At 66.6% G+C, this 24958-nt stretch carries 25 protein-coding genes and 2 tRNA genes; 16 read left to right on the top strand and 11 right to left on the bottom strand.

Annotated features, from left to right (window positions below):
* The first annotated feature begins 161 nt into the window (after positions 1 to 161).
* Entirely contained in the window at positions 162 to 1544 is a 1383-nt protein-coding gene (locus ACQ3DC_RS20080) for an MFS transporter (RefSeq protein WP_157238646.1), read from the top strand.
* A 98-nt stretch (positions 1545 to 1642) separates the two neighbouring features.
* Positions 1643 to 2761: a zinc-dependent alcohol dehydrogenase family protein gene (locus ACQ3DC_RS20075; RefSeq protein WP_323057645.1), complete on the top strand. Its 1119-nt coding sequence runs from the start codon at positions 1643 to 1645 to the stop codon at positions 2759 to 2761.
* Between the two features lie 38 nt (positions 2762 to 2799).
* On the opposite strand, the gene ACQ3DC_RS20070 is transcribed toward ACQ3DC_RS20075, so the two are convergent.
* A complete protein-coding gene (locus ACQ3DC_RS20070) occupies positions 2800 to 3723 on the bottom strand; it encodes a LysR family transcriptional regulator (protein ID WP_157238644.1) in 924 nt (307 codons plus the stop codon).
* A gap of 114 nt (positions 3724 to 3837) precedes the next feature.
* Between ACQ3DC_RS20070 and mmsB the strand changes: the two genes are divergently transcribed.
* Both mmsB and ACQ3DC_RS20060 read left to right on the top strand, forming a co-directional pair.
* A complete protein-coding gene (gene mmsB, locus ACQ3DC_RS20065) occupies positions 3838 to 4740 on the top strand; it encodes a 3-hydroxyisobutyrate dehydrogenase (RefSeq protein WP_157238643.1) in 903 nt (300 codons plus the stop codon).
* Between the two features lie 12 nt (positions 4741 to 4752).
* Positions 4753 to 6237, top strand: a complete 1485-nt coding sequence (locus tag ACQ3DC_RS20060) for a CoA-acylating methylmalonate-semialdehyde dehydrogenase (protein ID WP_157238642.1) — start codon at positions 4753 to 4755, stop codon at positions 6235 to 6237.
* A gap of 97 nt (positions 6238 to 6334) precedes the next feature.
* On the opposite strand, the gene ACQ3DC_RS20055 is transcribed toward ACQ3DC_RS20060, so the two are convergent.
* The 4 genes from ACQ3DC_RS20055 to ACQ3DC_RS20040 form a co-directional block, all read right to left on the bottom strand.
* Positions 6335 to 6565, bottom strand: a complete 231-nt coding sequence (locus ACQ3DC_RS20055; protein WP_430752786.1) for a hypothetical protein — start codon at positions 6563 to 6565, stop codon at positions 6335 to 6337.
* A gap of 398 nt (positions 6566 to 6963) precedes the next feature.
* Positions 6964 to 7482: a hypothetical protein gene (locus ACQ3DC_RS20050; protein WP_321215805.1), complete on the bottom strand. Its 519-nt coding sequence runs from the start codon at positions 7480 to 7482 to the stop codon at positions 6964 to 6966.
* Between the two features lie 13 nt (positions 7483 to 7495).
* A complete protein-coding gene (locus ACQ3DC_RS20045) occupies positions 7496 to 7831 on the bottom strand; it encodes a DNA glycosylase AlkZ-like family protein (RefSeq protein ID WP_323057665.1) in 336 nt (111 codons plus the stop codon).
* Positions 7832 to 7936: 105 nt separating this feature from the next.
* On the bottom strand, positions 7937 to 8734 hold the full coding sequence (locus ACQ3DC_RS20040) for an SGNH/GDSL hydrolase family protein (RefSeq protein ID WP_231754950.1): 798 nt from the start codon (positions 8732 to 8734) through the stop codon (positions 7937 to 7939).
* A 151-nt stretch (positions 8735 to 8885) separates the two neighbouring features.
* On the opposite strand from ACQ3DC_RS20040, the gene ACQ3DC_RS20035 reads away from it, so the two are divergent.
* Positions 8886 to 9536 carry an alpha/beta hydrolase gene (locus tag ACQ3DC_RS20035; protein ID WP_321215808.1) on the top strand — a complete coding sequence of 217 codons (651 nt, stop codon included), beginning with the start codon at positions 8886 to 8888 and terminating at the stop codon, positions 9534 to 9536.
* A 42-nt stretch (positions 9537 to 9578) separates the two neighbouring features.
* On the opposite strand, the gene ACQ3DC_RS20030 is transcribed toward ACQ3DC_RS20035, so the two are convergent.
* The gene (locus ACQ3DC_RS20030; RefSeq protein WP_139028643.1) at positions 9579 to 9806 is read right to left on the bottom strand and encodes an RNA-binding S4 domain-containing protein; all 228 of its coding nucleotides are present in this window, start codon (positions 9804 to 9806) and stop codon (positions 9579 to 9581) included.
* A 33-nt stretch (positions 9807 to 9839) separates the two neighbouring features.
* Between ACQ3DC_RS20030 and ACQ3DC_RS20025 the strand changes: the two genes are divergently transcribed.
* The 3 genes from ACQ3DC_RS20025 (at position 9840) to ACQ3DC_RS20015 (ending at position 13404) form a co-directional block, all read left to right on the top strand.
* Entirely contained in the window at positions 9840 to 10838 is a 999-nt protein-coding gene (locus ACQ3DC_RS20025; RefSeq protein ID WP_323057642.1) for a DMT family transporter, read from the top strand.
* A gap of 143 nt (positions 10839 to 10981) precedes the next feature.
* Entirely contained in the window at positions 10982 to 12367 is a 1386-nt protein-coding gene (locus tag ACQ3DC_RS20020; RefSeq protein WP_323057641.1) for a glycine--tRNA ligase, read from the top strand.
* A gap of 2 nt (positions 12368 to 12369) precedes the next feature.
* A complete protein-coding gene (locus tag ACQ3DC_RS20015) occupies positions 12370 to 13404 on the top strand; it encodes a GNAT family N-acetyltransferase (protein WP_430752787.1) in 1035 nt (344 codons plus the stop codon).
* 76 nt (positions 13405 to 13480) lie between these two features.
* Here ACQ3DC_RS20015 and ACQ3DC_RS20010 read toward each other — a convergent pair whose 3' ends face one another.
* Positions 13481 to 14305 (bottom strand): lysophospholipid acyltransferase family protein, encoded by an 825-nt coding sequence (locus ACQ3DC_RS20010; protein ID WP_430752788.1) that lies wholly within the window; start codon positions 14303 to 14305, stop codon positions 13481 to 13483.
* A gap of 8 nt (positions 14306 to 14313) precedes the next feature.
* Positions 14314 to 15069, bottom strand: coding sequence for an alpha/beta hydrolase (locus ACQ3DC_RS20005; protein ID WP_157238635.1), 756 nt, complete (start codon positions 15067 to 15069; stop codon positions 14314 to 14316).
* A gap of 142 nt (positions 15070 to 15211) precedes the next feature.
* Between ACQ3DC_RS20005 and ACQ3DC_RS20000 the strand changes: the two genes are divergently transcribed.
* The 6 genes from ACQ3DC_RS20000 (at position 15212) to ACQ3DC_RS19975 (ending at position 21517) form a co-directional block, all read left to right on the top strand.
* A complete protein-coding gene (locus tag ACQ3DC_RS20000) occupies positions 15212 to 16663 on the top strand; it encodes a YibE/F family protein (RefSeq protein ID WP_430752813.1) in 1452 nt (483 codons plus the stop codon).
* Positions 16664 to 16718: 55 nt separating this feature from the next.
* Positions 16719 to 17897 carry a tRNA dihydrouridine synthase DusB gene (gene dusB, locus ACQ3DC_RS19995; protein ID WP_321215811.1) on the top strand — a complete coding sequence of 393 codons (1179 nt, stop codon included), beginning with the start codon at positions 16719 to 16721 and terminating at the stop codon, positions 17895 to 17897.
* Positions 17881 to 19179: a deoxyguanosinetriphosphate triphosphohydrolase gene (locus ACQ3DC_RS19990; RefSeq protein ID WP_157238634.1), complete on the top strand. Its 1299-nt coding sequence runs from the start codon at positions 17881 to 17883 to the stop codon at positions 19177 to 19179. The genes dusB and ACQ3DC_RS19990 overlap by 17 nt, the downstream gene beginning before the upstream one ends.
* A 52-nt stretch (positions 19180 to 19231) precedes the next feature.
* Positions 19232 to 21172, top strand: coding sequence for a DNA primase (gene dnaG, locus ACQ3DC_RS19985; protein WP_430752789.1), 1941 nt, complete (start codon positions 19232 to 19234; stop codon positions 21170 to 21172).
* 71 nt (positions 21173 to 21243) lie between these two features.
* Positions 21244 to 21316: transfer RNA gene (locus ACQ3DC_RS19980), tRNA-Asn, on the top strand.
* Between the two features lie 125 nt (positions 21317 to 21441).
* A tRNA-Asn gene (locus ACQ3DC_RS19975) sits at positions 21442 to 21517 on the top strand.
* A 50-nt stretch (positions 21518 to 21567) separates the two neighbouring features.
* Here the strand turns inward: ACQ3DC_RS19975 and ACQ3DC_RS19970 are convergent.
* The 3 genes from ACQ3DC_RS19970 to ACQ3DC_RS19960 form a co-directional block, all read right to left on the bottom strand.
* On the bottom strand, positions 21568 to 21975 hold the full coding sequence (locus tag ACQ3DC_RS19970) for a hypothetical protein (RefSeq protein WP_321215813.1): 408 nt from the start codon (positions 21973 to 21975) through the stop codon (positions 21568 to 21570).
* A gap of 80 nt (positions 21976 to 22055) precedes the next feature.
* Positions 22056 to 22247: a hypothetical protein gene (locus tag ACQ3DC_RS19965; RefSeq protein WP_421092776.1), complete on the bottom strand. Its 192-nt coding sequence runs from the start codon at positions 22245 to 22247 to the stop codon at positions 22056 to 22058.
* Between the two features lie 4 nt (positions 22248 to 22251).
* The gene (locus ACQ3DC_RS19960; RefSeq protein WP_370460766.1) at positions 22252 to 23481 is read right to left on the bottom strand and encodes a multidrug effflux MFS transporter; all 1230 of its coding nucleotides are present in this window, start codon (positions 23479 to 23481) and stop codon (positions 22252 to 22254) included.
* A 170-nt stretch (positions 23482 to 23651) separates the two neighbouring features.
* Here ACQ3DC_RS19960 and ACQ3DC_RS19955 point away from each other — a divergent pair, with 170 nt between their 5' ends.
* Both ACQ3DC_RS19955 and ACQ3DC_RS19950 read left to right on the top strand, forming a co-directional pair.
* The gene (locus tag ACQ3DC_RS19955; protein WP_430752814.1) at positions 23652 to 24503 is read left to right on the top strand and encodes a phage holin family protein; all 852 of its coding nucleotides are present in this window, start codon (positions 23652 to 23654) and stop codon (positions 24501 to 24503) included.
* 95 nt (positions 24504 to 24598) lie between these two features.
* The coding region (locus tag ACQ3DC_RS19950) for a CDP-alcohol phosphatidyltransferase family protein (protein WP_430753035.1) at positions 24599 to 24958 on the top strand (360 nt) is incomplete at its 3' end.

The raw sequence follows: 24958 nt of genomic DNA, 5'->3' as shown, positions 1-24958 counted from the left end.
CTTTTGTGCATTTATGCAGATAGCCTCTGCATGATTCGCCGTTGAGCTTGGCGTTCAGGCGGACCATACTCGTTGGGACCCGGCGGTTCGTGGCCAAAATCACACGTCTCCGCCACAGACTGTCCCAGTGGTGTCGAAGAAGACGCCGAAGGAGTTCATCAATGAGTACGGAAAAGTCCGCCGCGCGGCGGCCAGAGGAAACCGACGTCAAGGCCACAGGCCTGAAGAAAGTCGTCACGGCCTCCATGGCCGGCACCGTGGTTGAGTGGTACGAGTTCTTTCTCTACGCCTCCGCCGCCACGCTGGTGTTCGGCAAGATGTTCTTCCCCAACTCCGGAACCGAGCTTGACGGCATCATCGCAGCCTTCGTCACCTACGCCGTCGGCTTCGTTGCCCGACCCATCGGCGGCATCGTCTTCGGCCACTTCGGCGACAAATTCGGCCGCAAGCAGTTGCTGCAGCTGAGCATCATCCTGGTGGGTGTTGCCACCTTCCTCATGGGCTGCCTGCCGACGTTTGCGCAGATCGGCTACTGGGCACCGGCGCTGCTGGTGTTCCTGCGCTTCGTCCAGGGCTTCGCGGTGGGCGGCGAATGGGGCGGCGCCGTGCTCCTCGTCGCCGAGCACAGCCCGAACAAGTCCCGCGGTTTCTGGTCAAGCTGGCCGCAGTCCGCTGTCCCCATGGGCAACCTGCTCGCCACCGCCGTGCTGTTCACCCTGTCCTCCACCCTCTCCCAGGAAGCCTTCCTCGGCTGGGGCTGGCGCGTAGCCTTCTGGCTCTCCGCAGTGATCGTGATCATCGGCTACTACATCCGCACCAAGGTCCAGGACGCTCCGATCTTCCTCGAGGCCCGCAAGGAAGTCACGGTCGAGAACAAGGGCTACGGTGTTGCCGAAGTCTTCCGTCGGTACCCGCGCGGCGTCTTCACCGCCATGGGCCTGCGCTTCGCGGAGAACATCCTCTACTACCTTGTGGTCACGTTCTCCATCACCTACCTGAAGGTGGTTGTGCAGACGGACACCTCCCGTATCCTGCTCCTCCTCCTGGTGGCGCACTTCATCCACTTCTGCTCAGTCCCGCTGGTGGGCAAGATGTCCGATGCCCTGGGACGCCGCCCGGTGTACATGGCCGGTGCAATCCTCGCCGGAACCTGGGGCTTCTTCGCGTTCCCCATGATGGACACCGGCAATGACATGGTTATCCTGGCGGCCATCACCATCGGCCTGCTGTTCCACGCCCTCATGTACGCCGGGCAGCCGTCCATCATGGCGGAAATGTTCCCCACCCGGATGCGGTATTCGGGCGTTTCCCTCGGCTACCAGGTGACCTCCATCGTGGCCGGCTCGCTGGCGCCCATCATCGCCAGCTCGCTGCTGGGCAGCTTCGGCTCGTCCGTTCCGGTGGCTTTCTACCTCCTGGGCGCCTGTGTGGTGACCGCTATTTCGGTGTACTTCCTCAAGGAAACCCGCGGCATCTCGCTTCATGATGTCGACGCCGCCGACGCCCAGGGCACCGCCGACCTTCTGGCCGCCGCCAAGAAGTAGGCACGGCCAAACGACAAACAGAGCAACCCGACTGCCCGGACCTGCGGCCACGCAGGCCCGGGCAGCTGCCTGTCCACCAACATAAAGTCAGGAACACCATGCGAGCAGCAGTCCTCTATTCCACAGTTCCTCCTGGCACCAGCTATGCCGAAGCGCAGCCCCTGGTGGTGCAGGACCTCGACCGGCCCGAGCCCCGGGCCGGTGAATTGGGCGTCACCATCACCTACTCAAGCCTGTGCCACTCGGACCTGTCCGTGGTGGACGGATCCCGCGTCAGGCCGCTTCCCATGGCGTTGGGGCATGAGGCGGTGGGACGGGTTGCCACGGTTGGTGAGGGCGTCACGGACGTTTCCCCCGGCGACCATGTGGTCCTCGTCTTCGTCCCCAGCTGCGGTGCCTGCCGTGCCTGCCGGGCGGGGCGGCCCGCGCTCTGCCACCGGGCCGCCGAGGTCAACGGCTCCGGTGACCTTTTGCACGGCGAGGCGCTGCTGCGCACGCCCGCGGGGGAGCGGATCAACCACCACCTGGGGGTTTCGGCTTTCGCCGATTACGCCGTGGTGGCGCGGGAGTCAGTGGTGGTCATCGCCGACGACGTCCCGGACACCGTGGCGGCGATGTTCGGTTGCGCCGTGCTCACCGGGATGGGAGCTGTCCTGAACACCGCGGCCGTCCAGCCGGGCCAGGCCGTGGCTGTTTTTGGCCTCGGAGCCGTGGGACTTTCGGCCGTCATGGCCGCGTCGCTCGCCGGAGCGTCCGCCGTGATCGCCATCGATCCCAACGTGGGCAAGCACGGGCTCGCCCTGAAATGCGGCGCAACCGCCGTGGGGACCCCCGATGACGCCCCTCGGCTGATTGCCGAAGCCACCGGTGACGGCGTGGACACCGCCGTCGAAGCCGTGGGATCAGCGCGGGTCATCGCCTCGTGCCTGGAGCACGTGACGCGCGGCGGCGCCGTGGTCTCCGTAGGGCTGCCGCACCCCACCGCAGAATTGACGGTCCCCGCGCTCCAGTTTGCGGGGGCGGGCAAGCGGCTGCTCGGTTCCTACATGGGCGACGCCGTGCCCGGCCGGGACATTCCCCTGTACCTCGAGTATTGGCGCGAGGGCAGGCTCCCCGTTGAGCTGCTGCACACCGACACCAGGCCACTGGCGGAGATCAACGAAGGCCTCGATGCGCTCGCCGCCGGGCAGGTGGTCAGGCGGCTTTTCCAAGCGTGAGGCCGGCCTGGCTGCCTTCAGGCCAGGCTGCCAACAGCCTAGGCTGCCAGCAGGTCCTGGCGTTCCGCCACCTCATGCTGAAGTGCACCGATCACGGCCTGCACCCGGGCGGACCGCAGCGATTCCGGCCGGGCCACCGCCCAGATGGGGACCTGGCGCTGGAACGCTTCGGGGAGCACCGGAACGAACTCCGGGTTGTGCGCCACCATGAAGTTCGGAAGCAGCCCGATGCCTGCGCCGCGGCGCACCGCCTCAACCTGGGCAAAGATACTCGTTGCCTGGAAGCTGGACTTCGGCATCGGCAGCTGCGAGGACCGGTGGCCCAGTTCGGCAACCTGGAGGGCCGACTCGACGTAGGAGACGAAGCCGTGCTGCCCCACGCCGTCGGGCGTCTCCGGCAGGCCGCGCGCGGCCGCGTAGGCGGGGCTGGCGTAGAGCCTGAGGAAGTAGTTGGTCAGGAAGATGGCCTGGGCGTTGCTTACGTCGGTGCGGCCCACCACCACCTCCAGGTCCACGCCGGAGCGGTTCTGGCTGACCTTGCGCGTGGCGCTCAGCATCTCCACATCCAGCATCGGGTGCCGCTGCTGGAGCCGGACCAGCGCTGGCGTGACGAATTCGGCGCCGAAACCGTCGGAGGTGCTGATGCGCACCATGCCGGACAGGGCATCCCGGTCCTGGCCCGTGACGGCGGCCAGCGACCCCAGTGTTTCCTCAATGGCTTCCGCCGCGGCGACGGCCGAAGCCCCGAGTTCCGTCAGCTCCCAGCCGTGCGGGCTGCGCTCCAGGGTCCGGCCGCCCAACTGCTTGTCCAGGGCGAGGATCCGGCGCGAGATGGTGGTGTGCGTGGTGCCCAGCGTTTCAGCGACGGCGTTGAAACGCCCCAGCCGGGCCACGGTCAAGAGAATCAGCAGGTCGTCCGGACTTGGAAGCCGCGCCACCGCGTGCCTTTCGTTCGTGTGCATCAGTGCACATACCATCTGTGATTTTTCCCCTTGATTGCACTGTAGCAGGGTGTGATGGTGGACACGGACCTCCCGGCCGCCTTCGGCCGGATGCACAGCAAAGGAGCTTATGCCATGGCAGTTGTCGGTTGGATCGGGTTGGGAAACATGGGCGGTTCCATGTCCGGAAACCTCGCAAAGGCGGGGCACGACGTTCGGGGGTTTGACCTCAACCCTGCGGCGCTTGCCGCAGCCGAGGCCGGCGGGGTGAAGCCGGTAGGGAGCATCGCCGAGGCCGTGGCCGGAGCGGACGTGGTGTTCACCATGCTTCCGAAGGGCGAGCACGCCAAGGCTGTCTACCTGGGCGGGGACGGGGTGCTGGCGCATGCCGACACCCGCACACTGCTGGTGGATTCCTCCACCATCGACATCGCCGCAGCGAAGGAACTGCACGACGCCGCTGCTGCCGCCGGCTTCCGCTTCGTGGACGCCCCTGTTTCGGGCGGGATGAGCGGCGCCAAGGCAGGGACGCTGACCTTCATGGTGGGCGGTGAACCGGGCGCCGTGGCCGACGCGACCACCTACATCGGACCGATGGCCGCCAACATCATCCCTACCGGGGGAGCCACCACCGGCCAGGCGGCCAAGATCTGCAACAACCTGATGCTCCTGATCAACCTGGCCTCCACGGCCGAGGGAGCCGTCCTGGCGGACCGGCTCGGCCTGGACAAGAAGGTGTTCTGGGACATCGCCTCCGTTTCCTCAGGGGACAGCTGGGCCCTGAGGACCTGGTACCCCGTTCCCGGCGTGGTCCCCACCGCGGCCTCCAACAACGATTTCGAACCGACGTTTACGGCCGAACTGGCGAACAAGGACATCGGCCTGGCCATCAGCGCTGCCGAGGACACCGGCACACCGCTCGAAATCGGCAAGCACGTCCAGCAGCTGTACCAGCGCCTCATTGATGCGGGCGAGTCCGGCAAGGACTGCTCCATGATCATCAAGCTCGTTGACGGCTCACTGGATTCAACAAAGTAGAAGAGAGACACCATGCAGACCATCCCGCATTACATCAACGGCAGCCTCGTCACCGATGCCGAGCGCTTCGGCCCCGTCTTCAACCCCGCCACCGGAGAGCAGGACAAGCAGGTGGCCCTGGCCTCCGCGGCCCGGGTGGAGGAAGCCATTGCCGCCGCCAAAGCCGCGCTGCCCGCATGGAGGGCAACGAGCCTCGCCAAGCGGACCAACATCTTCTTCCGCGTCCGCGAAATCCTGACCCAGCGGAAGCCTGAGCTGGCTGCCATCCTGACCAGCGAGCACGGCAAGGTACTCTCCGACGCCGAAGGGGAGATCTCCCGCGGCCTCGAGAACATCGAGTTCGCCACCGGGCTGTCCCACATGCTCAAGGGCGAACGCTCAGAGCAGGTGTCCAGCGGCGTGGACGTCCACTCGGTCCGGCAGCCCGTGGGCGTCGTTGCCTGCATCACCCCGTTCAATTTTCCAGCCATGGTCCCGCTCTGGATGATCGGCAGCGCCTTGGCCTGCGGCAACACAGTGCTCCTAAAGCCCAGCGAAAAGGATCCGTCGTCAGCCGTGTTCATTGCGGAGGCCTTCGCGGAGGCGGGCCTGCCTGCCGGCGTGCTGAACGTGGTCCAGGGCGACAAGGAGGCGGTGGACGTCCTGCTCGAGCACCCGGACGTCAAAGCCGTCAGCTTCGTGGGATCAACGCCCATCGCGCAGTCGATCTACAAGCGTGCAGCGGACCATGGCAAGCGGGTCCAGGCCCTGGGCGGCGCCAAGAACCACATGGTGGTCCTGCCTGACGCTGACCTGGACATGGCGGCGGACGCGGCCATTTCGGCTGCCTACGGCTCCGCGGGTGAGCGCTGCATGGCGGTCAGCGTGCTCGTCGCCGTCGGCAATATCGCCGACGACCTCGTCGGGGCCATCAAAACCCGGATGGCCACCCTGAAGATCGGTCCGGGCACCGATCCTGCTTCGCAGATGGGCCCGCTGATCACTGCAGAACACCGCGACAAAGTGGCGTCCTATGTGGCGGGCGCGGAAAACGAGGGCGCCACGGTGGTTGTTGACGGGCGCTCGCAGCAGTTCGATTCAAACGGGTTCTTCATCGGCGTCAGCCTGGTGGACCACGTGAAGCCGGGAATGAAGGTGTACGACGACGAAATCTTCGGCCCCGTCCTGTCCGTGGTCCGCGTGGACACCTACAGTGACGCAGTCCGCCTGGTCAACGACAACGAGTTCGGCAACGGGGTTGCCATCTTCACCCGCGACGGCGGCGCCGCGCGGCAATTCGAGTTCGACGTCGAGGCGGGCATGGTGGGCGTCAACGTGCCCATCCCGGTGCCGGTGGGCACTTTTTCCTTCGGCGGCTGGAAGAACTCGCTGTTCGGGGACACGCACATGTACGGGCCGGAGAGCATCCGGTTCTACACCAGGGGCAAAGTGGTCACCACACGGTGGCCGGACCCCGCAACGTCGGTGATTGACCTGGGCTTCCCGCAGGTGGACTGAAACCAGCGGCACCCCGTAACAGCAACGCGGGGTCACTTCGCGCCCATCCGCTGCCGGATCTTGGGCCGGACGTGACCTCGCGTTGCTTTCCGTTCAGTTATCGGACCAGAACACCCGAGATCCGGCCTACACCAGTTCCACCCGCTGCTTCACCCTCGTCGACTCCATGCCCCGCCAGCCCGGCGTAGTCGCCCGTACCGCCCTGCAGGCTAATGTGTCCGGAGTTCGTGGAGGTGCCATCGTCTGCAAAGGTGATGAAAACATGCTTCAAGGCATTGAACATGCAGGTCCCGTCGTCGCAGGTGTAGACGGTTTTGATCAGGATCACCAGTTTCCCGGATGTGCCATTATCGGCGGCAAACGTTTTTGGCGAATTCCGGAACGTCCGCCCGCGCGGATCCGGTGCCGAGGGCGATAGCCCCGATGGTTAGCACTGCGACGGCCAATCTCCTGACGGCGGCCATGCTCCACGACCTTTCGAACCTTGTGCTTTTGGAAGGAATCCAGTTAGGGCATCCGTGCCGAATTCCGGGACGGATGCGGGCCCCAAAAACGGGGAACGGTCGCGTCAAGCTTCAGGGCCGAGACTTTAGGGCCCAGTATCCGCCTGGGGGAGGGCTGTTCATAGAATTTGGCCTCCTAAAAGAGCAACGCGGGGTCACTTCATGCCCGACCGTAACGGGATATCGGGCATTAAGTGACCCCGCGCTGCTTTTGCGGGAAGGACTAGCCGTTCATGATTTCGCTGCGGCGGGTCATGTACTCCTCCATGGAAAGTTCCCCGTTGCTGTACTTTTCATCCAGTTCGGCAAGCTTGCGGGCGCGGTAGCCCTGCGGGGCAGACGGCGGCGGGGGAGTTGCGGGTGCTGCGGGCTGCTGCGGGGCTTCAGCGTGGGGGGCCTGCCGGTCGTGGCCCGGGTGCGGCTGCCCGTACGGCGGAAACTGCTGGTCCATGGGCGGGACCGGCTGTACGGGCGGCAGGGGCTGGCCGGGCGGGAGCGGCGCGGGCCGGCCAAGCTGGCGGAATCCGCCGCTGAAGTAGTCCTGCTGGGTGAAGCCGTCCCGGGGCTGCTTGCTCTGCGGGCCGTTGGAGCCGGGGAAGATTCCGCCGCCCGGGAACTGCTCGGGGTACCGTCCGGAGAAGCTTTGATCCTGGTTGCGGCGGGCCACGGACTTCCGGTACATCCGCATGGCCATCGGGATCAGGAATGACAAAATGATGATCCAGAAAAACAAGTTGCTCACGGTGCCGTGCCTCTCATGTGTGTCCTTCCAGCTTAGCCCCGTGGTGGATACGGACGGCCGGGAGCGCGAGGAAGGCGGCGTACCGGTCCACGGCTTCCCGGACTGCCGCTGACAACACTGCCGCTGACAATGGCGGGCGCGGGGAATCACCGGAACCAGGAAGCCGGATATCCAGGTCGCACCCGTCCGGATGCAGCGTATGCCGCCAGGACCCCACCATCCGCCCATCCAGCAAAACCACGTGCATGGGTTGGCCCTGGAAAAGGAAGGCCGGAGCGCCGCCGCCGATGTAATGCCGCGTGGCGGAGGAGCCCATGATGTATTCGTCGTTGCACTGGATCAGGTCGATCCGTGGCCCGGCTTCGGAGGCAAGCGACGGGTTCCCGCAGCATTTGGGCGTGAAGCCGCAGCCGCACTGCCGCGTCGGGTTCCATATCCCGGACGCCTGCCCGCGCTAGCGCCGGGCAGCCTCGGTGCTGCCCAGCGGGCCCTCGCCCGAACCCAACGGAACGCCCGGCCCGAAGACGGGGCCCGGCGTCGGCCGTTTCGCGGTAATGCCGTCACCGGAGGACTGGTTGCGCAGCCGCCGAAGCACCCACGGCACGAAGTACTGCCGGGCCCACACCAGGTCCCCCGAGCGCGCCTCGCGCCATGTGCGGGGCGGAAACGGCTTGGGCTGCAGTGGCTCCAGCGTGTGCTCCACGTTCAACGAGTCCAGCACCATGGCGGCGATGGTGTGGTGGCCCAGGGGGGAGAAGTGCAGCCGGTCCTGGTCCCACATCTGGGGATCGCTGAGCTGGCGGAGGGACCACATGTCCGCGATCACGGCGTCGTGCCTCGCGGCGACGGTCCGCAGGTTTTCGTTGTAGATGGCCACCTTGCTGCGGATCCTGCCGAGCACGGAAGTGCCGGTGTCCGGGCCATTGAAGAGCACCACTGTGGCGCCGCCCATGGCCAGGATCTGGACCACCGAGTCGAGCTTCTCGGCGAGGGTGTCGGGGTCTCCGCCCGGACGCAGCAGGTCATTGCCGCCCGCGGAGAGGGTGACAAGATCGGGCTTCAGCGCAAGGCACGGTGCGAGCTGCTGGTCCACGATCTGCTGCAGCAGCCGGCCGCGGACGGCCAGGTTTGCGTAGGCGAAGTCCGGCTTGGTGCGGCTGAGCTCCTCCGCCACCCTGTCTGCCCAGCCGCGGAACGCGCCCGGGCTCGACGGCTCGGGGTCTCCGATGCCCTCGGTGAAGGAATCGCCCATCGCCACGTAGCGGGTCCAGGGGTGGGATCCGGAATGCGCGGGCGGGGTCTGGATGGCACTTTCTTCAGTCACGGTCCCTATCCTGCCTTTCGCTTCACTGGCTACGCGAACGTAGGTTGTTACCACAAAGTAACTGGTAAGAATGGAAACCATGACTGAAGCTGAAGTATTTCCTGCCCCTGTCGTTTTGTGGTCCCATCCGGAGGACCAGCGCGACGGCAAGCCGCTGCTGGTGCTGCTGCACGGCTACGGAGCCAACGAGCAGGACCTGCTCAGCCTGGCCGACCTGCTGCCCGGCGACTTCGCGGTCGCCTCGGTCCGGGCGCCCATCGCCATGGGCCCCGGGTTCACCTGGTTCCCGCTTACCGCGTCCATCGACTACTCGCTCGAGCGCGTCAAAGCCGCGTCCTCCTACGTGCTCGAGTGGATCGACGCCATCAGGGTGGGGCACCCGTCCGTGTCCCTGCTCGGCTTCTCCATGGGCATGGCCATGGCCACCACGCTCCTGCGGCAGCGCCCCACGGACTTCGCGGCCGTCGTCGGACTCTCAGGCTTCGTGGTGGACGCCGGCGACGATCCCAGCTTCCGGGATGACGAACTGGACGGGAGCATCCCGATGTTCTGGGGCCGTGACCAGCAGGATCCCGTGATTACTCCGGACAAAATCGACTTCACCATGGGATGGGTGCGCAAGCACGTCAAGCTCACCAAGGTGCTCTACACGGGCATGTGGCACGGGATCAACCAGCAGGAAATCGGGCACGTGGGCGAGTTCCTCACCCACGAGGTGCTGAAGAAGTAGGAAGTACGACGGCGGCCGGCGGGCCAGTGCCGCCCTGCGGCGTCAGGCCGCGGGCGCTACCACGCGCACGGTCTGCCCGTTGACCGTCACGGTGTCCCCGTTGTGCAGCTGCCGGCCGCGGCGGTCGTCGATCTCTCCATTGACCTTGACGAGCCCGTTCTTGATGAGCTCTGCCGCTTCCACCCCGTCCTCCACCAGGTTGGCGAGCTTCAGGAGCTGGCCGAGGCGGATCATGCTGTCGCGGATGGTGATCTCTTCAACATTGCTCATAGAAGCAATGATGCCTGACGTAAGGTGGATTCAATGACCCCCAGCCCCCGCCTGCCGCTGATCGCAGGCCTTCCCCTGGCGGTGGGCGCTGGCCTCGCCATTCCCGTCCAGGGCCGAATCAACGGGGCCCTCGGAGCCCGCCTCAACGACGGCATCGCCGCTGCAGTGGTGAGTTTCAGCACAGGCCTGGTGCTGATGGTCCTGATCTCGCTGATCCTGCCGCGCGGACGTGCCGGACTTGCCCGGATCCTGCCCGCGGTCCGCACCAGGGCCTTTCCGCGCGTGTATGTCCTGGCCGGCGGCATCGGCGCGCTCTTCGTCTTCGCCCAGTCCTTCACCGTGGGCATCCTTGGCGTTGCCCTGTTCACCGTCGCCACGGTCACCGGCCAGACAGTCAGCGGTCTGCTGGTGGACCGGCTGGGCATTGGGCCGGCGGGCAAGAAATCCGTCACGGGGATCCGGATCATTGGCTGCCTGCTGACCATCGCCGCAGTGGCCTGGGCCGTGTCGCCCCGCTTCACTGGATCGTCGGGGATGGCCTCCGCCGGCGCAGGACCGGACGGCGGCGCGGAGGCCCTCCTGGTTCCGCTCCTGCTGCCCGTGGCGGCAGGGTTCCTGATGAGCTTCCAGCAGGCCATGAACGGAACAGCCACCGTCCACTACGGGACGCCGATCGCTGCAACCCTGGTCAACTTCGTGGCCGGCTCCGCCGTGCTGTGGGCCGCGTACGCCATCAAAGTCTCGGTGGCCGGATGGGGCAACCCGCTGCCGCCGGAGTGGTGGTACTACGCAGGCGGTCCCATGGGCTGCGTGTTCATCGGCCTGGGCGCGCTGCTGGTCCGCAGCCTGGGGGTCCTGGTTACCGGGCTGGGCATGATTGCCGGGCAGCTGCTCGGCTCGCTCGCCCTGGATGTTGTGCTGCCAACTCCGGGAACGGTCGTGGCGCCGGCCACGGTACTGGGCACCATCCTCACCCTCGCCGCCATCATCCTGGCCACCCTGCCGTGGCCGCGGGGCGCGCTGCGCAGGTAGCGGCCGGTAGGCTAGGGCACGCAGCTTTTTCGCTTTCCCTTCATCCGCCCCGCCCGGCAGCCAGAGGTATCCCACCGCTGGTTCCACCGGGCCAGCAAACCGCGGACCGCACCCAGCGGCCCTGTAGAAATTGGAGTTACCCCATGGCAGCAAAATCCGTTCTCGACCAGGTCATTTCCCTCTCCAAGCGCAGGGGATTCGTGTTCCAGGCCGGTGAGATCTACGGAGGTTCGCGCTCTGCCTGGGACTACGGGCCCCTCGGCGCCGAACTGAAGGAAAACATCAAGCGCCAGTGGTGGCAGTCCATGGTCCGCGGCCGCGAGGACGTGGTGGGCCTGGACTCCTCCGTCATCCTGCCCCGCCAGGTGTGGGAAGCCTCCGGCCACGTGGAGGTCTTCTCCGACCCCCTGGTGGAGTGCCTCTCCTGCCACAAGCGCTACCGGGCCGACCACCTCGAGGAAGAGTACGAGGAAAAGAAGGGCCGCCCCGCCGAAAACGGCCTCAAGGACATCGCCTGCGCCAACTGCGGCACCCGCGGCCAGTGGACCGAACCGCAGGAATTCTCCGGCCTGCTCAAGACCTACCTCGGTCCCGTAGCCAGCGAAGAGGGCCTGCACTACCTGCGTCCGGAGACTGCGCAGGGGATTTTCGTGAACTTCAACAACGTCCTCACCACCTCGCGGAAGAAGCCGCCGTTCGGCATCGGCCAGATCGGCAAGTCCTTCCGCAACGAGATCACCCCGGGCAACTTCATCTTCCGCACCCGCGAGTTCGAGCAGATGGAGATGGAGTTCTTCGTTGAGCCCGGCACCGATGAGGAATGGCACAAGTACTGGATGAACGAGCGCATGGCCTGGTACACCGGCCTGGGCATCCGCGAGGAAAACCTGCGCTTCTTCGAGCACCCGCAGGAGAAGCTGAGCCACTACTCCAAGGGCACCACGGACATCGAATACCGCTTCGGTTTCCAGGGCTCCGAGTGGGGCGAGCTCGAAGGCATCGCCAACCGCACCGACTTCGACCTCTCCACGCACGCCAAGGCCTCCGGCACGGACCTGAGCTACTTCAACCAGGCCACCAATGAGCGCTACATCCCGTACGTGATCGAGCCCGCGGCGGGCCTGACCCGTTCCTTCATGGCCTTCCTGGTGGATGCCTACACCGAGGACGAGGCCCCCAACGCCAAGGGCGGCGTGGACGTCCGCACCGTCCTGAGGCTGGATCCGCGGCTGGCCCCGGTCAAGGCTGCCGTGCTGCCGCTGAGCCGCAACGAGGACCTGTCCCCGAAGGCCAAGGCCCTGGGCGCGCAGCTGCGCAAGAACTGGAACATCGACTTCGACGACGCCGGCGCCATTGGCCGCCGCTACCGCCGCCAGGATGAAATCGGCACCCCGTTCTGCATCACAGTGGACTTCGACACCCTTGAGGACCAGGCCGTGACCATCCGCGAGCGGGACACCATGAGCCAGGAACGCGTCTCCCTGGACAAGGTGGAGGGCTACCTGGCCGCACGCCTGATCGGCGCCTAGCCATGGCCATCGAATACCGCGAATGGCGGGAAGGTGACGACCTGGCCCTGCTGGAGATCTGGGGCGACCCGGAGACCCAGCAGGCCCGCCAGTTCCGGGGCGCGTTGACCCTGTCCTCCGACGGGGGCGGCGGCACGCCGTGGCGCCGCTGCATCGTTGCCGAGGACGTGATCGACGGCGTCGGCATCCCCGTGGCGGCGGGCGTGGTCTACGAGGCGTCGCTGCACCCTGAACGGCTCTGGGCCTACATCGAAGTGGCGCGCGACCACCGGCGCTCCGGCATCGGTGCCACCCTCCTGACGATGCTGCGCCGCGAAGCCGGCCAGTCGCCGTCGGGCGTGTCCAAACTCCGTGCCAAAGTGGAGCCGGGCACTCCGGGGGCCGCTTTTGCGGAGGCCTTCGAGCTGGCCCCCATCCAGCGTTCCCGGCTGGTGGTCATAGAGCCTGGCGCCCTGCGGCTTCCCGTGTTTCCTGCCAAGGACGACGGCGGCGGGCCATCGAACGATGAAAATGCGGGCTCCGACATCGTGATGGACCTGGCCACGGGTTCCGTGGAACTGACCGACGTCGTGGGCAGGTACTACACCGCCATCCACGGCTGGGATTCACCGGGCGTACTGTCAATGGGCCAGGTGCAGAAGCTCTTCCTGGACGACCTCACCGGCGCCCACGGCGCAATCGTGCTGCGGGCCGAGCCTGAATCGGCTTTCGGGGCAGGCGTTGCACCCAGCAGGAAGGGCAGGATCCGGGCCTTCGCCGTGAGCTACGCAGCGCCCGCCAACTCGGACGCGGCACCCGGCCAGGAAGCCGCCGGACCGGAAACGCCCACGGACGTTTTCGTCGGCCATGAACCCGCCCTCGCTGCGGATGATGCTGCAGAAGCGGTCCGCGACATGCTCGCGCTGATCGCGTACCAGCACCCGGTGATGCTGGAACTGGACGACTCCATGACTGCCCTCCGCGCCGCCGTCGAACCCCTGCTCGAAAGCGGCAAGGCGCGGCTGGCCGGGCCGGAAACCCTCATCGTGTCGGACTAAGCAGCCCGGCCGCAACTGAGTAGCGCCAAGTGTCGTTTTGACCGCCCAAAACGACACTTGGCGCTACTTACTTGGGCTACGTTCTGCGGAAAGTACGACGGCGGCGCGTCAGCACGTCTTCGGCGTCCAGCAGCTGCCGCTCGGGTTCAGTCGGGGCGCTGCCGCCCAGGTGCGCGGGCATCCACCAGGCGGCGGGTTCCGGCCGCAGTGGAAAATCGGCGATGCACTTCCCGATCCCGTCCTGGAGCCTGGCCCGGAGTTCCGCAGTGCCGGCGCCAGCATCGTCACCCGGCGCGAATACCAGCGGCTCACCCACGTGGATCCGGACCGGTGCGCGCCATGTCCTTCCGGCCGAGAAGCCGCGGCCGCGGGTGAGGATCCGGTGGGCGCCCCAGACCGCAACGGGGATGACCGGAACGCCGGCTTCGGCCGCCATCCGGACTGCCCCGGTCCTGCACTCGCGCACGGTGAAGCTGCGGCTCACGCCCGCCTCCGGGAACACGCCAAGGTATTCGCCGGCGCGCAGCTTGGCCACCGCTGCGTCATAGGCGTCCGCCCGGCCGGTGTACCCGACCACCACGTGCCCGGCGGCGCTGATGGCGGGCCCGGCAAGCCAATGATCGGCTGCACCCTGGTGGACCAGGAACCGCAGCTCCCCGCGGGACTGTTCCCACAGCAGCAGTTCGGCGGCGGCAAAATCGACATAGCCGAAGTGCGTCACGGCGAAAACGACGCCGCTGCCCGGAACCACAGACCTGGACGCCCCCGTCCGAGGGCCTGCAGGCGGCAGGTGCTCTGTTCCGCTGCTGATGATCCGGATCCGGAAGATCCGCCGAAGCAGCAGTCCGCAGCGGACGATGACGCGGTAGAAGAGGTCATTGGGTGGCGGGCTCCATGCCATCGAACGTCCTACAGGGTCACCTGGACGGCCGATTCCGGCAGCAGCCTGCTGTAATCCGCAGGCAGGGGAAGCTCAGTCCCGATGCTTTCGGAGAAGGCATTCATCACAAAGCCGGTAGTCAGCGTCTGCCACACCCTGATTTTGCGGAGCATGAAGTGGCCGGCCCCCTTGAGGGCAACATACTGCATGCTGGCTGCCTCGGCAGAGGCACGCCGGGCGAACAGCAGGGACGCCGAGGCGCTGGTCCACCTGTCCGTGGTTCCGTGCACAATAAGAACCTTGCGGTTGGCCACCCCGGATGTGGGAGTTGCGGGGTTGAGCCAGGGGGCAAGGGCGACGACGGCCTCCACACTTGGGTGGTCCGCGGCGATCACAGCGGTGAGCCCGCCCATGGAATGGCCTACCAGGAACACAGGCACGTCCGGGTGCTGTTCCCGGATCTTGGCTAGTGCCCAGCGGGCGTCCTGCAGCGGAGACATGTCATGGCCATTCCAGCCGCGAACGCTGTTGCGGAGCGACCACACGGCCAGCCCGTGCTTCCGCCCGGCGCGGTGCAGGTGCCAGGCGAAGGGCACCATCCTTGCCGGACTCAGGTGCCTGGCCTCCACCGGCTCATGGCTCCGGGATTTGCCCCCGTGCAGGACCAGGGCAACTCCGCGGGTGGGCCCTGACGAATTCCGGACGCTGAGCACTGCCTGCCGCGCAGCGCCGGGTGCTTCGGCAGGACGGGATTCGCCGTTTTCCTCAGTACTGCTGCTGGCCATGCCTGGTACCTCCGAGTCCCCGATGATCCATTTATCAACCCTACGGCGCCGGAAGTAGAGTTCAATGTATGAGGTGCTACTGCTGATGGGGTCCGGTCACTCCCACGCTTCCACAGGCCATTCGGAGCCGACGCCGGAAGCGATGGCCGCCCGACGGAAAGCCAACCGCATCCTGGCGGCGGTGCTGATCCCGCTGACGCTGCTCACGCTGGCGGGAATGGCGATGCTCTGGCCCTCGGGCAGCAAAGAGGGCATTTCCCTGGCCAACCCCTACGCTGCCGCCCCCGGGGTCACCTTCGACACCGGAACCATCCAAAGCGTGGTGACGGAAAACTGCATGCAGGGCGCGTCGCAGCAGGGCCAAAGCCAGCAGGGCCAAAACCAGCAGGGTTCGGGCGACCAGGCCCAGGGCCGGCAATCCCAACAGGGATCGGACTGCACTTTCGCGTTCACGGAGCCGGACAAGGGCGGCAGCCCGGTCAAAGTGGTCATCAACCCGGACGTCGCGAAGTCCCATGGGGTGAAGCCCGGGGACCAGATCCGGTACCTGAACCTGTCCAACGCCCCGGGCGCCTCAGCGGCCCAGGGCTCGCCGGCCTTCATTTTTGTGGACTTCGTCCGGACCCTGCCCATCGTCCTGCTCGCACTGCTGTATGCGGCGGTGGTGATCGCCGTGGCCCGCTGGCGGGGCCTGCGTGCCCTGGTCGGGCTCGTCGGCGCCTACTTCGTGCTGGCCAGCTTTATGCTCCCGGGACTGGTGGAGGGGAAACCGCCGCTGCTGCTGGCCCTGGTTGGGTCCACGGTGATCATGATCGGCGTCCTGTACTTCGCCCACGGATTCTCGGCACGGACCTCCACTGCACTCCTGGGCACCATGTTCGGGCTGGGGATTACGGCGCTCCTGGCCGCCTGGGCCACGGGCGCCGCCAATCTCGCCGGGGTGGGCAGCCACGACGCCACTACCCTGGTGAACACCTCTGCCAATATCTCCATCTCCGGCGTCATCCTGTGCGGGCTCATCATCTCCGGGCTGGGTGTCCTCAACGACGTGACCATCACCCAGTCCTCCGCCGTCTGGGAACTCTATGAACTGGCGCCGGGGAGCAGTGCCCGGAAGCTGTTCACCTCAGCCATGCGGATCGGCCGCGACCACATCGCCTCCACGGTGTACACCATCGCCTTCGCGTACGCCGGCGCGGCCCTGCCCATCCTCATCATCGTGATGCTGTACGACCGCCCGCTCGCGGACACGCTCACCAGCGCGGAACTTTCAGAGGAAGTCATCCGGACCCTCGTCGGCTCCATCGGACTGGTGCTGGCCATCCCCGTCACCACGCTGATCGCGGTTCTGGTGGTCAAGGCCACCGGCGTCCGGGCCGGCGCAGAGGCCGCTGCCCCTGCCGTGGAATCGAAGAGGCCGGGCCGGACACCGGCGGACTCAGCCAACGGCAACGGCAGCCACACCATCGTGGACGACGTCGAGGACACAGGCGCCCTCGCAGCCGCCGCACTGGAGGGGCGCTCCAGGCGGTCGGCTGCAGGGGAGGACGGCGGGTTTCCCACCCGGCGGGGACGCCGGGCGGAACGGGGCTGACCGGTCCCACACGGGCACGGCCTCCCGATTTGCCCGGCTTTGCAACAATAGACAGGTGACTGTTGCAGCAACTACTCCTGCCCCCAAGCTGGAACTCCCGCCCCTGAAGCTGGGTCCCATTACCGTGGACACGCCGGTGATCCTGGCACCCATGGCCGGCATCACCAACTCAGCGTTCCGCCGTTTGTGCCGGGAGTACGGCGGCGGCATGTACGTGGCGGAAATGGTCACCTCCCGCGCGCTGGTGGAGCGGACGCCGGAGTCACTGCGGATCATTTCCCACGACGACGACGAAAAGGTCCGGTCCGTCCAGCTGTACGGCGTGGACCCGGTAACAGTAGGGGCCGCCGTACGCATGCTCGTCGAGGAGGACCGCGCCGACCATATCGACCTCAACTTCGGCTGCCCCGTTCCCAAAGTCACCCGCCGGGGCGGCGGCTCGGCCTTGCCCTGGAAGATCGACCTCTTTACTTCGATCGTGCAGACGGCCGTCAAGGAAGCCTCCAAGGGCAACGTCCCGCTGACCATTAAGATGCGCAAGGGCATCGATGACGACCATCTCACGTACCTCGACGCAGGCCGCATTGCGCGCGATGCCGGCGTTGCCGCCGTCGCCCTTCACGGCAGGACAGCCGCGCAGTTCTACTCCGGACAGGCCGACTGGTCCGCCATCGCCCGCCTCCGCGAGGCGCTTCCGGACATCCCGGTGCTGGGCAACGGCGATATCTGGTCCGCCGAGGACGCGGTCCGGATGGTCCGCGAAACCGGCGTGGACGGCGTGGTGGTGGGCCGCGGCTGCCAGGGCAGGCCCTGGCTTTTCGGGGACCTGCAGGCGGCGTTCGAGGGAAGCGACACCCGGCACAGGCCCAACCTGGGCCAGGTTGCGCAGGGCGTCTACCGGCACGCGGAACTGATGGTGGAGACTTTCGGCGACGAAGGCAAGGCGCTGCGGGAGATCCGGAAACATATTGCCTGGTACTTCAAGGGCTATGTGGTGGGTGGTGAACTCAGGACGCGGATGGCGCTGGTGAACAGCCTCGAAGAGCTGCGCGCCGCGCTGGACGAGCTGGACGTCGACTCGCCCTACCCGGGAGGCGACGCCGAAGGCCCGCGCGGCCGCGCCGGCTCACCCAAGAGGCCTGCGCTGCCGAAGGACTGGCTGGAGTCCCGTGCCCTCAACGCCGACCAGTCGCGGGATATCTCGGCGGCGGAACTGGATGTTTCCGGTGGCTGAAACGCGCACTGCCGCCCCCGTCCTGCCGGGCTACGACACCCATGACTCCGCCCGGTGGGTGGAGGAACCGCCCAAGAACGTCTATCGCTCGGATTTTGAGCGGGACCGCGCCCGCGTGCTGCATTCCTCGGCGCTCCGCCGGCTGGGTGCCAAGACCCAGGTGGTGGCCCCGGACACGGACGACTTCGTGCGGACGCGCCTCACGCACAGCCTGGAAGTGGCCCAGGTGGGACGCGAACTGGGCCGTGCGCTCGGCTGCGATCCGGATGTCGTGGACACTGCCTGCCTGAGCCACGACCTCGGCCATCCGCCGTTCGGCCACAACGGTGAGTCCGCGCTGAACGAAGTGGCCCACGCCATCGGCGGGTTCGAAGGCAACGCCCAGACCCTGCGGCTGCTGACCAGGCTGGAACCCAAGGTGCTGACCCCGGACGGCCAGCCCGCGGGGCTGAACCTCACCAGGGCCAGCCTCGACGCGGCCGCAAAGTACCCGTGGTCCGCGCTGGAAGCCCCGGTGATCCACGGCCAGCGGACCAGCAAGTTCGGCGCCTACGAGGACGACCTCCCCATCTTCAACTGGATCCGGGAGGGTGCCCCGGAGCGCCGGTCCTGCCTCGAAGCCCAGGTCATGGACCTCGCCGACGACATCTCCTATTCGGTGCACGACGTTGAGGACGCCATCGTCGCGGGCCACTTCCAGCTGCGCTGGATGGACAACCCGGACCACCGCGCCCGCGTGGTCGGATACGCCAAGCAGTGGTACCTGCCGCACAACGATCCAGCCGCCATCGACGCCGCCCTGGCCCGGCTCGAGGCCACGGACGTGTGGGTCCGCGAGGCCGACGGCAGCCGCAAATCCATGGCTGCATTGAAGAACATGACCAGCCAGCTCATTGGCCGGTTCTGCCAAAGTGCCCTGGAAACCACCCGTGCCGTCTACGGCCCGGAGAACCTGACCCGGTACAGCGCCCAGCTGATGGTGCCGGACGAAACAGTGATGGAAATCGCCGTCATGAAGGGCCTGGCCACCACCTTCGTGATGACCACCGAGCACCGCCAGCCCATCTACGAGCGCCAGCGCGAGGTGCTCCACGCCCTGGTCACGGCGCTGAGCGCCACGGGCGACCGGCACCTGGAACCAATGTTTGCCGCCGATTGGCGGGATGCGGCCGACGACGGCGCCCGCCTTCGCGTGGTGATCGACCAGGTGGCGTCGCTGACCGACGGCTCCGCGCTCGCCATGTACGAACGCCTGGTGGGCAGCCTGCCGTCATTGTGGTGACCGGAATCAGGTGCAGAACTGGAAGGTCAGTGCCCGGGGCTAGGATGGCTCTGTGCCTGGGCTGATCAAACGCGAAGATATCGACGAAGTACGCCAGCGCACGGACATCAAGGAAGTGGTTGACGGCTACGTCACACTCAAGGGCGCCGGCCTGGGCACCTTCAAGGGCCTGTGTCCCTTCCACGACGAACGTTCCCCCTCCTTCACTGTCCGGCCGCAGGTGGGCCGCTACCACTGCTTCGGCTGCGGTGAAGACGGCGACGTCATCGCGTTTGTGCAGAAACAGGACCATAGCTCGTTCCAGGAGGCTGTTGAGAAGCTGGCCGCCCGGATCGGCTACGAGCTCCGGTACGAGGACGGCGGCACCGGCCCCAACCGGGAGGAAGTGGGCCGCCGGCAACGGCTGCTGGATGCCCACAAGATCGCGGACGAGTTCTTTCGCGCCCAGCTGCTGACACCCGGGGCTGCGGAGGCGCGGACCTTCCTGCACGGCCGGGGCTTTGACCGGGCGGCAGCGGAACACTTCGGCGTGGGCTACGCCCCGCAGGGTTGGGACGCCCTGCTCAAGCACCTGCGCGGGCGTGGCTTCACGGACGCCGAGCTGAAGCTCACAGGCATGTTCTCCGCCGGGGGACCCGGAAACCAGCAGAGAATCTATGACCGTTTCCGCGGCCGCCTCATCTGGCCCATCAAGGACATCGCGGGGGACACCATCGGCTTCGGCGCGCGCAGGCTCTACGAGGACGACCAGGGCCCCAAGTACCTCAATACCCCGGAGACGACGCTCTACAAGAAATCGCAGGTGCTGTACGGGATCGACCTCGCCAAGCGCAGCATCGCCAAGGACCGCCAGCTGGTGGTGGTGGAGGGCTACACGGACGTCATGGCGTGCCACCTCGCGGGAATTACGACGGCGGTGGCCACCTGCGGCACAGCGTTCGGCACCGAGCACATCAAGATCGCCCGCCGGCTGCTGTCCGACGACGGCACCGGGGGAGAGGTCGTCTTCACCTTTGACGGCGACGCCGCCGGGCAGAAGGCCGCGCTGCGCGCCTTCGAAGAGGACCAGCGCTTTACCGCCCAGACGTATGTGGCCGTGGAGCCCTCCGGCGCCGATCCCTGCGACCTGCGCCAAAGCAGGGGCGACGAAGCCGTGCACGCCCTGGTCCAGTCCCGCAGGCCGCTGTTCGAGTTTGCCATCCGCACCACCCTGAAGCAGTTCAACCTGGACACGGTGGAGGGCCGGGTGCAGGGACTGAAGGCCTCCGTGCCCGTGGTGGCCGCCATCCGCGACGCCTCCACCCGTACGGGTTACTGCCAGGCACTGACCGGCTGGCTGGGCATGCCGGACCCCAACGAGGTGCTGCGGCTGGTCAATGCCGAAGTCAAAAACGCCGGCAAGCGCGGCGACCAGGGCGGGGCTCCCGGGCCGGGGCCGCGGACCTCCGCCCCCACCGCCCAACCAGGCGGACCCGGCGTGGCTGCAGGGCCGCCGTCGGGCGCTGTTCCTTCCTACCACCGTCCGGACCCCCGGGACCCCGTGGCGTCCATGGAGCGGCAGGCCCTTGAGGTTGCCCTGCAGGAACCATCGCTGCTGGCCGGCGGGATCTGGGAGCGGTTTTCGGCCGCGCGTTTCGCCACCCCTGCCTTCCAGGCTGTCCATGATGCCATGCGTGCCACGGACCCTGCGCTGACCGGCGACCCCGTCCGATGGGTGGAGCAGGTGATGCACGAGGTCCCCGAACCGTTGCGGCCCCTAGTGTCCGAACTGGCCGTGGTGCCGCTGCCCGCGAGCACTGAGGAAGCCGTCCGGAAGTACTGCCGCGACATCCTGTCACGGCTGTTCGAGCTTCAGATCACACGCGTCAAAGCGGATAAGATGGGCCAGCTCCAGCGGCTGGACCCTGCAGCGGATCCGGAAGCGTACCAGCGCCTTAACCGGGAACTGATGATGCTGGAGATGGAACGCCGGTCCCTGCGGGCGGAAACCTAGCTCCGGACCCCCGGCCGCTCCCTCGATTTCGTTTCCAGCCGGGGTCTTTGCTAGGCTGATACCCGCTTCATTCCTCCTTAGCTCAATTGGCAGAGCATTCGACTGTTAATCGAAGGGTTGCTGGTTCAAGTCCAGCAGGAGGAGCGCACAATCCCCGTTCCGGTCCTCCGGAGCGGGGATTTTTTATGCCCCCGAAAGGCGTCCCGGGCGGCCGGGAACGCCGATTTCACTTTGGCTGGAAACCTTTGCTAATGTCATACCTGCTTCATTCCTCCTTAGCTCAATTGGCAGAGCATTCGACTGTTAATCGAAGGGTTGCTGGTTCAAGTCCAGCAGGAGGAGCCACCAAGAAATCCCCGTTCCTCCGGTGTGGAGGGACGGGGATTTTTGCCTTCCTAGACGAAGTCCATTTCCACCTGCAGGAAGCGCTCCGCTTCGGCGATGGCAGCGATGAACGCCTCCTGCTCGGTGGGGGACTTCCGTGGCTGGCGGGGGTTCCACTCATGCGGCGCCGAATGGATCCGGACGAAGCCGGTTTCCGGCGGGGCGTAAAAGATTCCAAAGCGCTGCACGGGCCATTCGGGGGATGTTTCCGGAGCCACCAGCAACGCGGCCTTGAAGGCGGGGTTGTACCACTGGGCGATGGGACGGCGGCGGTCCTCGGTGAACAGGCCTGCCGCGTAGAGGGCGGCGGACTGGCTGCCGCCCTGGGCACACAACCGCTCCCACCACAGTGGCAGTATCCGGTTATCGCACCGTTGCCACGTGGCCGGAAGCGGCGGTTGATCCTGCCAGTTGGGCACGGACAACATTTTATCGCGCAGGCGGGGTTCGGCGGCAGGGGCCGGCGCCGGCACAGGTCGCAAGCCCGGGCGCGGCAGGGTCAGGGACGGTTCCAGGGGCCGGGGTTGACCCGGTACAGCAGGGCCGATCCGGCCACCATTCCCAGCACAATTCCCATGGCAGGATTCCCCAGGGCGCGGCCGGCGAAATAGCCCGCGACGGCGCCGATCACCGCCCCGAGGAAGAGTCCCCTGCGGTTGCGGTGCGGCTTTCGTCCGGCGGTGTTCTTCATGGCGTCAGTGGATCGATGGGACGGTGCGCGGCCGGACTACCAGCCAGAGCGCCGCGATGGCCAGCAGGATGCACACTGCCTGCACCGCTCCCATGGGAGCAGCGCTGGTGATGCCCAGCCAGCCAACCACGGGGGAGATGAGGCCGGCCATCATAAAGGTCGAGAAGCCCAGCAGGGAGGCTGCAGTACCCGCCTGGGCAGCATGGCCGGCCAGGGCGAGCACCTGGACGCAGGGGAACATGAAGCCCGTACCCATGATGTAGAACCACAGCGGAACCATGACTCCCCACAGGCCAAACCCCAGCTGGTCGAACACCACGATCAGCATGGCCATCAGGAACATCCAGGCTGTGGCGCCGGCAAGGATCCACTGCGGCGGCACCCGACGAATGAGGCGGGAACTCGTTTGGATGCCGGCAACAATGCCCAGCGAGTTGATGCCAAAGAGCAGGCCGTACTCCTGGGGCGAGAAGCCGAAGATGTCCTGGAACAGGAACGGCGAGGCTGAAAGGTACGTGAACAGGCCGCCGAAATTCAGGCCGGCCACCAGCAGCAGGCCGACAAACACGCGGTCGCCGAAAAGGATCCGGTAACGCTGGCGGACCGTCATGCCGCCATGCCGGCGATTTTCCGGGGGAAGGGTCTCCCGCACCAGGAACAGCGAGGCGATGATCACCAGCGTGCCGTAGGCGGCAAGGAACACGAAGATCCCGGGCCATGCCATTACCAGGAGCAGCTGTGAGCCGATCACGGGGGCCAGGATCGGCGCCAGGCCGTTGACCAGGGACATGCGGGAAAACATCTTCACCATCGCGTAGCCGGAGAAAAGGTCCCGGACCATCGCCATGGCCACGACACCGCCGCCGGCAGCACCCACGCCCATCAGGACGCGGAATATGCCCAGGGCAGTGATGTCCGTGGAGAGGGCAGCCCCCAGGGACGCCGCGATGTGCAGCGCCGTGGCCAGGATGAGGGGCGTCCGGCGGCCGAACTTGTCGCTGAACGGGCCCACCACGAGCTGTCCGATCGCAAAGCCCACGGTGGTTCCCGCCAGGGTCAGCTGGACCTGTGCCTCGCTCACTCCCAGGCTCGCCTCCAGGGCGGGGAACGCAGGAAGGTAAAGGTCGATCGTGAACGGACCCAGGGCGGTCAGGGCACCGAGGAGGAGGATGTACAGGAGTTTCCGGCGGCGGCTCAACAGATCGCCCGGATTGCTGGGGATGGTCACGGAGATCAATCCTAGGCCCGCAGCGGCCAACTTTGCAGCGTTGTAGGAGGTGCCGCCCGGCAAGCCCCGAAGTTCGTCCTTAACCTGAATGATAGTTTTGGTGCGGGGACTGTGCGGCTGCACTTTCCCGCAGCACACGGAAGCCGATTCGACCCATGACCAGTAAGGCGGAACCGATGAGCGGACGTCACAGCGGGCGTACCAGCCAGGGATTGCGCATCACAGCGCTCCCAGGGACGCTAAAACTCCTTTTCCGGTTGGCGCCGCGCCAGCTCAATGACGAAATCGCCTTCGCGAAGATCGAGCTCAAGCGCAAGGGAATCCAGGTCGGAGTAGCCGCTGCGTTCTTCGCCGTAGCCCTCGTCTTCCTTTTGTTCCTGGTGGTGGGCCTTATCGTTGCGGCCATCATGGGCCTGGCAACCATCATGCCCGCCTGGCTGGCCGCGCTCCTGGTGTCGGCGGCCTTCCTGCTGATAGCACTTATCGGCGGCCTGATCGGTGCAAGGAAATTCAAGAAGGCCATGCCGCTCCTCCCGGAGGAGACCATCCGCGGCGTCAAGCACGATATCGGTGTGGCCAAGGAAGGTTCCGCCTTCAACGCCGCAGTCCTGGATCCGCAGAGTCCGGAAGGCAAGGCCGCCAAAGCCGCGAAGGATGAAGCCGCGGCAAAGGCCAAGGCCGAGAAAGCGGCCAAAGCGGCTGAGCACGACAAGGAATTCCCGCACGCATCCGAGCCGGAGCTGGCCCGCCGCCTTAACCAGCGCCGCCACCACCTCACCGAAGTGCGCGACGAACTCGGCACTGAACTGGATGTCAAGACCCAAGCCCGGTACCTGCTGGCCTCCGCCCAGGACAAGCTGCGCGAAGGGCAGGCCTTGGCCGGCCACGGCCGGGATGTTGCAGGGCGGAAGTTCGCCGCCCTGTCCGGGTCCGCCGACCTTGACAAGCGCTGGAAGCCGCTGGCGGCCTTCATCGCCGCGGGGACTGTCTTCCTGGTGCTGGTCCGGAAGCTCCTGCGAACGTACTAGGGCAGGTGGCGGGCCCGTCCCGGTAACCCGCAGAAGGTCCATCGCTGGAACGGCAAGGCGCTCGCAGGGGGCGGCAGGAAGGAAAGGGGCACGGGGTGAAGTTCATTGGTGCCGGCTCCCGTCCCGGACGCCCCCAGGTGGACCATGACCGGGTGTTCACCATTCCCAACCTGCTCACCGTGGTGCGCTTCATGGGCGTCCCGCTCTTCATCTGGCTTGTCCTGGCGCAGAAGGAATACGGTGCCGGCGTAGTGGTCCTGGCGGTGATGGCCGGCACGGACTGGATTGACGGCTACATCGCCCGCCGCTTCGACCAGACCTCCAAGCTCGGCCGGGTCCTGGACCCCATCGCCGACCGCCTCGCCCTGATCGCCGTGGCTGTCACGCTGGTGATCGCCGGCGTCGTCCACTGGCTGTACCTGGCCGCGCTGGTAGTCCCGGACGCCGTCCTGCTC

The organism is Paenarthrobacter sp. NEAU-H11, assembly GCF_050573415.1.
Lineage (GTDB): Bacteria > Actinomycetota > Actinomycetes > Actinomycetales > Micrococcaceae > Arthrobacter.
This window is presented reverse-complemented; position numbering and strand designations above follow the sequence as displayed.

Bases quoted from the DNA above. Each gene is read 5' to 3' on its own strand.
- ACQ3DC_RS20080 (WP_157238646.1), top strand. From the start codon at position 162: ATGAGTACGGAAAAGTCCGCCGCGCGGCGGCCAGAGGAAACCGACGTC.
- ACQ3DC_RS20075 (WP_323057645.1), top strand. From the start codon at position 1,643: ATGCGAGCAGCAGTCCTCTATTCCACAGTTCCTCCTGGCACCAGCTAT.
- ACQ3DC_RS20070 (WP_157238644.1), bottom strand. From the start codon at position 3,723: ATGCACACGAACGAAAGGCACGCGGTGGCGCGGCTTCCAAGTCCGGAC.
- mmsB (WP_157238643.1), top strand. From the start codon at position 3,838: ATGGCAGTTGTCGGTTGGATCGGGTTGGGAAACATGGGCGGTTCCATG.
- ACQ3DC_RS20060 (WP_157238642.1), top strand. From the start codon at position 4,753: ATGCAGACCATCCCGCATTACATCAACGGCAGCCTCGTCACCGATGCC.
- ACQ3DC_RS20040 (WP_231754950.1), bottom strand. From the start codon at position 8,734: ATGGGCGATTCCTTCACCGAGGGCATCGGAGACCCCGAGCCGTCGAGC.
- ACQ3DC_RS20035 (WP_321215808.1), top strand. From the start codon at position 8,886: ATGACTGAAGCTGAAGTATTTCCTGCCCCTGTCGTTTTGTGGTCCCAT.
- ACQ3DC_RS20030 (WP_139028643.1), bottom strand. From the start codon at position 9,806: ATGAGCAATGTTGAAGAGATCACCATCCGCGACAGCATGATCCGCCTC.
- ACQ3DC_RS20025 (WP_323057642.1), top strand. From the start codon at position 9,840: ATGACCCCCAGCCCCCGCCTGCCGCTGATCGCAGGCCTTCCCCTGGCG.
- ACQ3DC_RS20020 (WP_323057641.1), top strand. From the start codon at position 10,982: ATGGCAGCAAAATCCGTTCTCGACCAGGTCATTTCCCTCTCCAAGCGC.
- ACQ3DC_RS20015 (WP_430752787.1), top strand. From the start codon at position 12,370: ATGGCCATCGAATACCGCGAATGGCGGGAAGGTGACGACCTGGCCCTG.
- ACQ3DC_RS20010 (WP_430752788.1), bottom strand. From the start codon at position 14,305: ATGGCATGGAGCCCGCCACCCAATGACCTCTTCTACCGCGTCATCGTC.
- ACQ3DC_RS20005 (WP_157238635.1), bottom strand. From the start codon at position 15,069: ATGGCCAGCAGCAGTACTGAGGAAAACGGCGAATCCCGTCCTGCCGAA.
- ACQ3DC_RS20000 (WP_430752813.1), top strand. From the start codon at position 15,212: ATGGCCGCCCGACGGAAAGCCAACCGCATCCTGGCGGCGGTGCTGATC.
- ACQ3DC_RS19990 (WP_157238634.1), top strand. From the start codon at position 17,881: ATGTTTCCGGTGGCTGAAACGCGCACTGCCGCCCCCGTCCTGCCGGGC.
- ACQ3DC_RS19965 (WP_421092776.1), bottom strand. From the start codon at position 22,247: ATGAAGAACACCGCCGGACGAAAGCCGCACCGCAACCGCAGGGGACTC.
- ACQ3DC_RS19955 (WP_430752814.1), top strand. From the start codon at position 23,652: ATGAGCGGACGTCACAGCGGGCGTACCAGCCAGGGATTGCGCATCACA.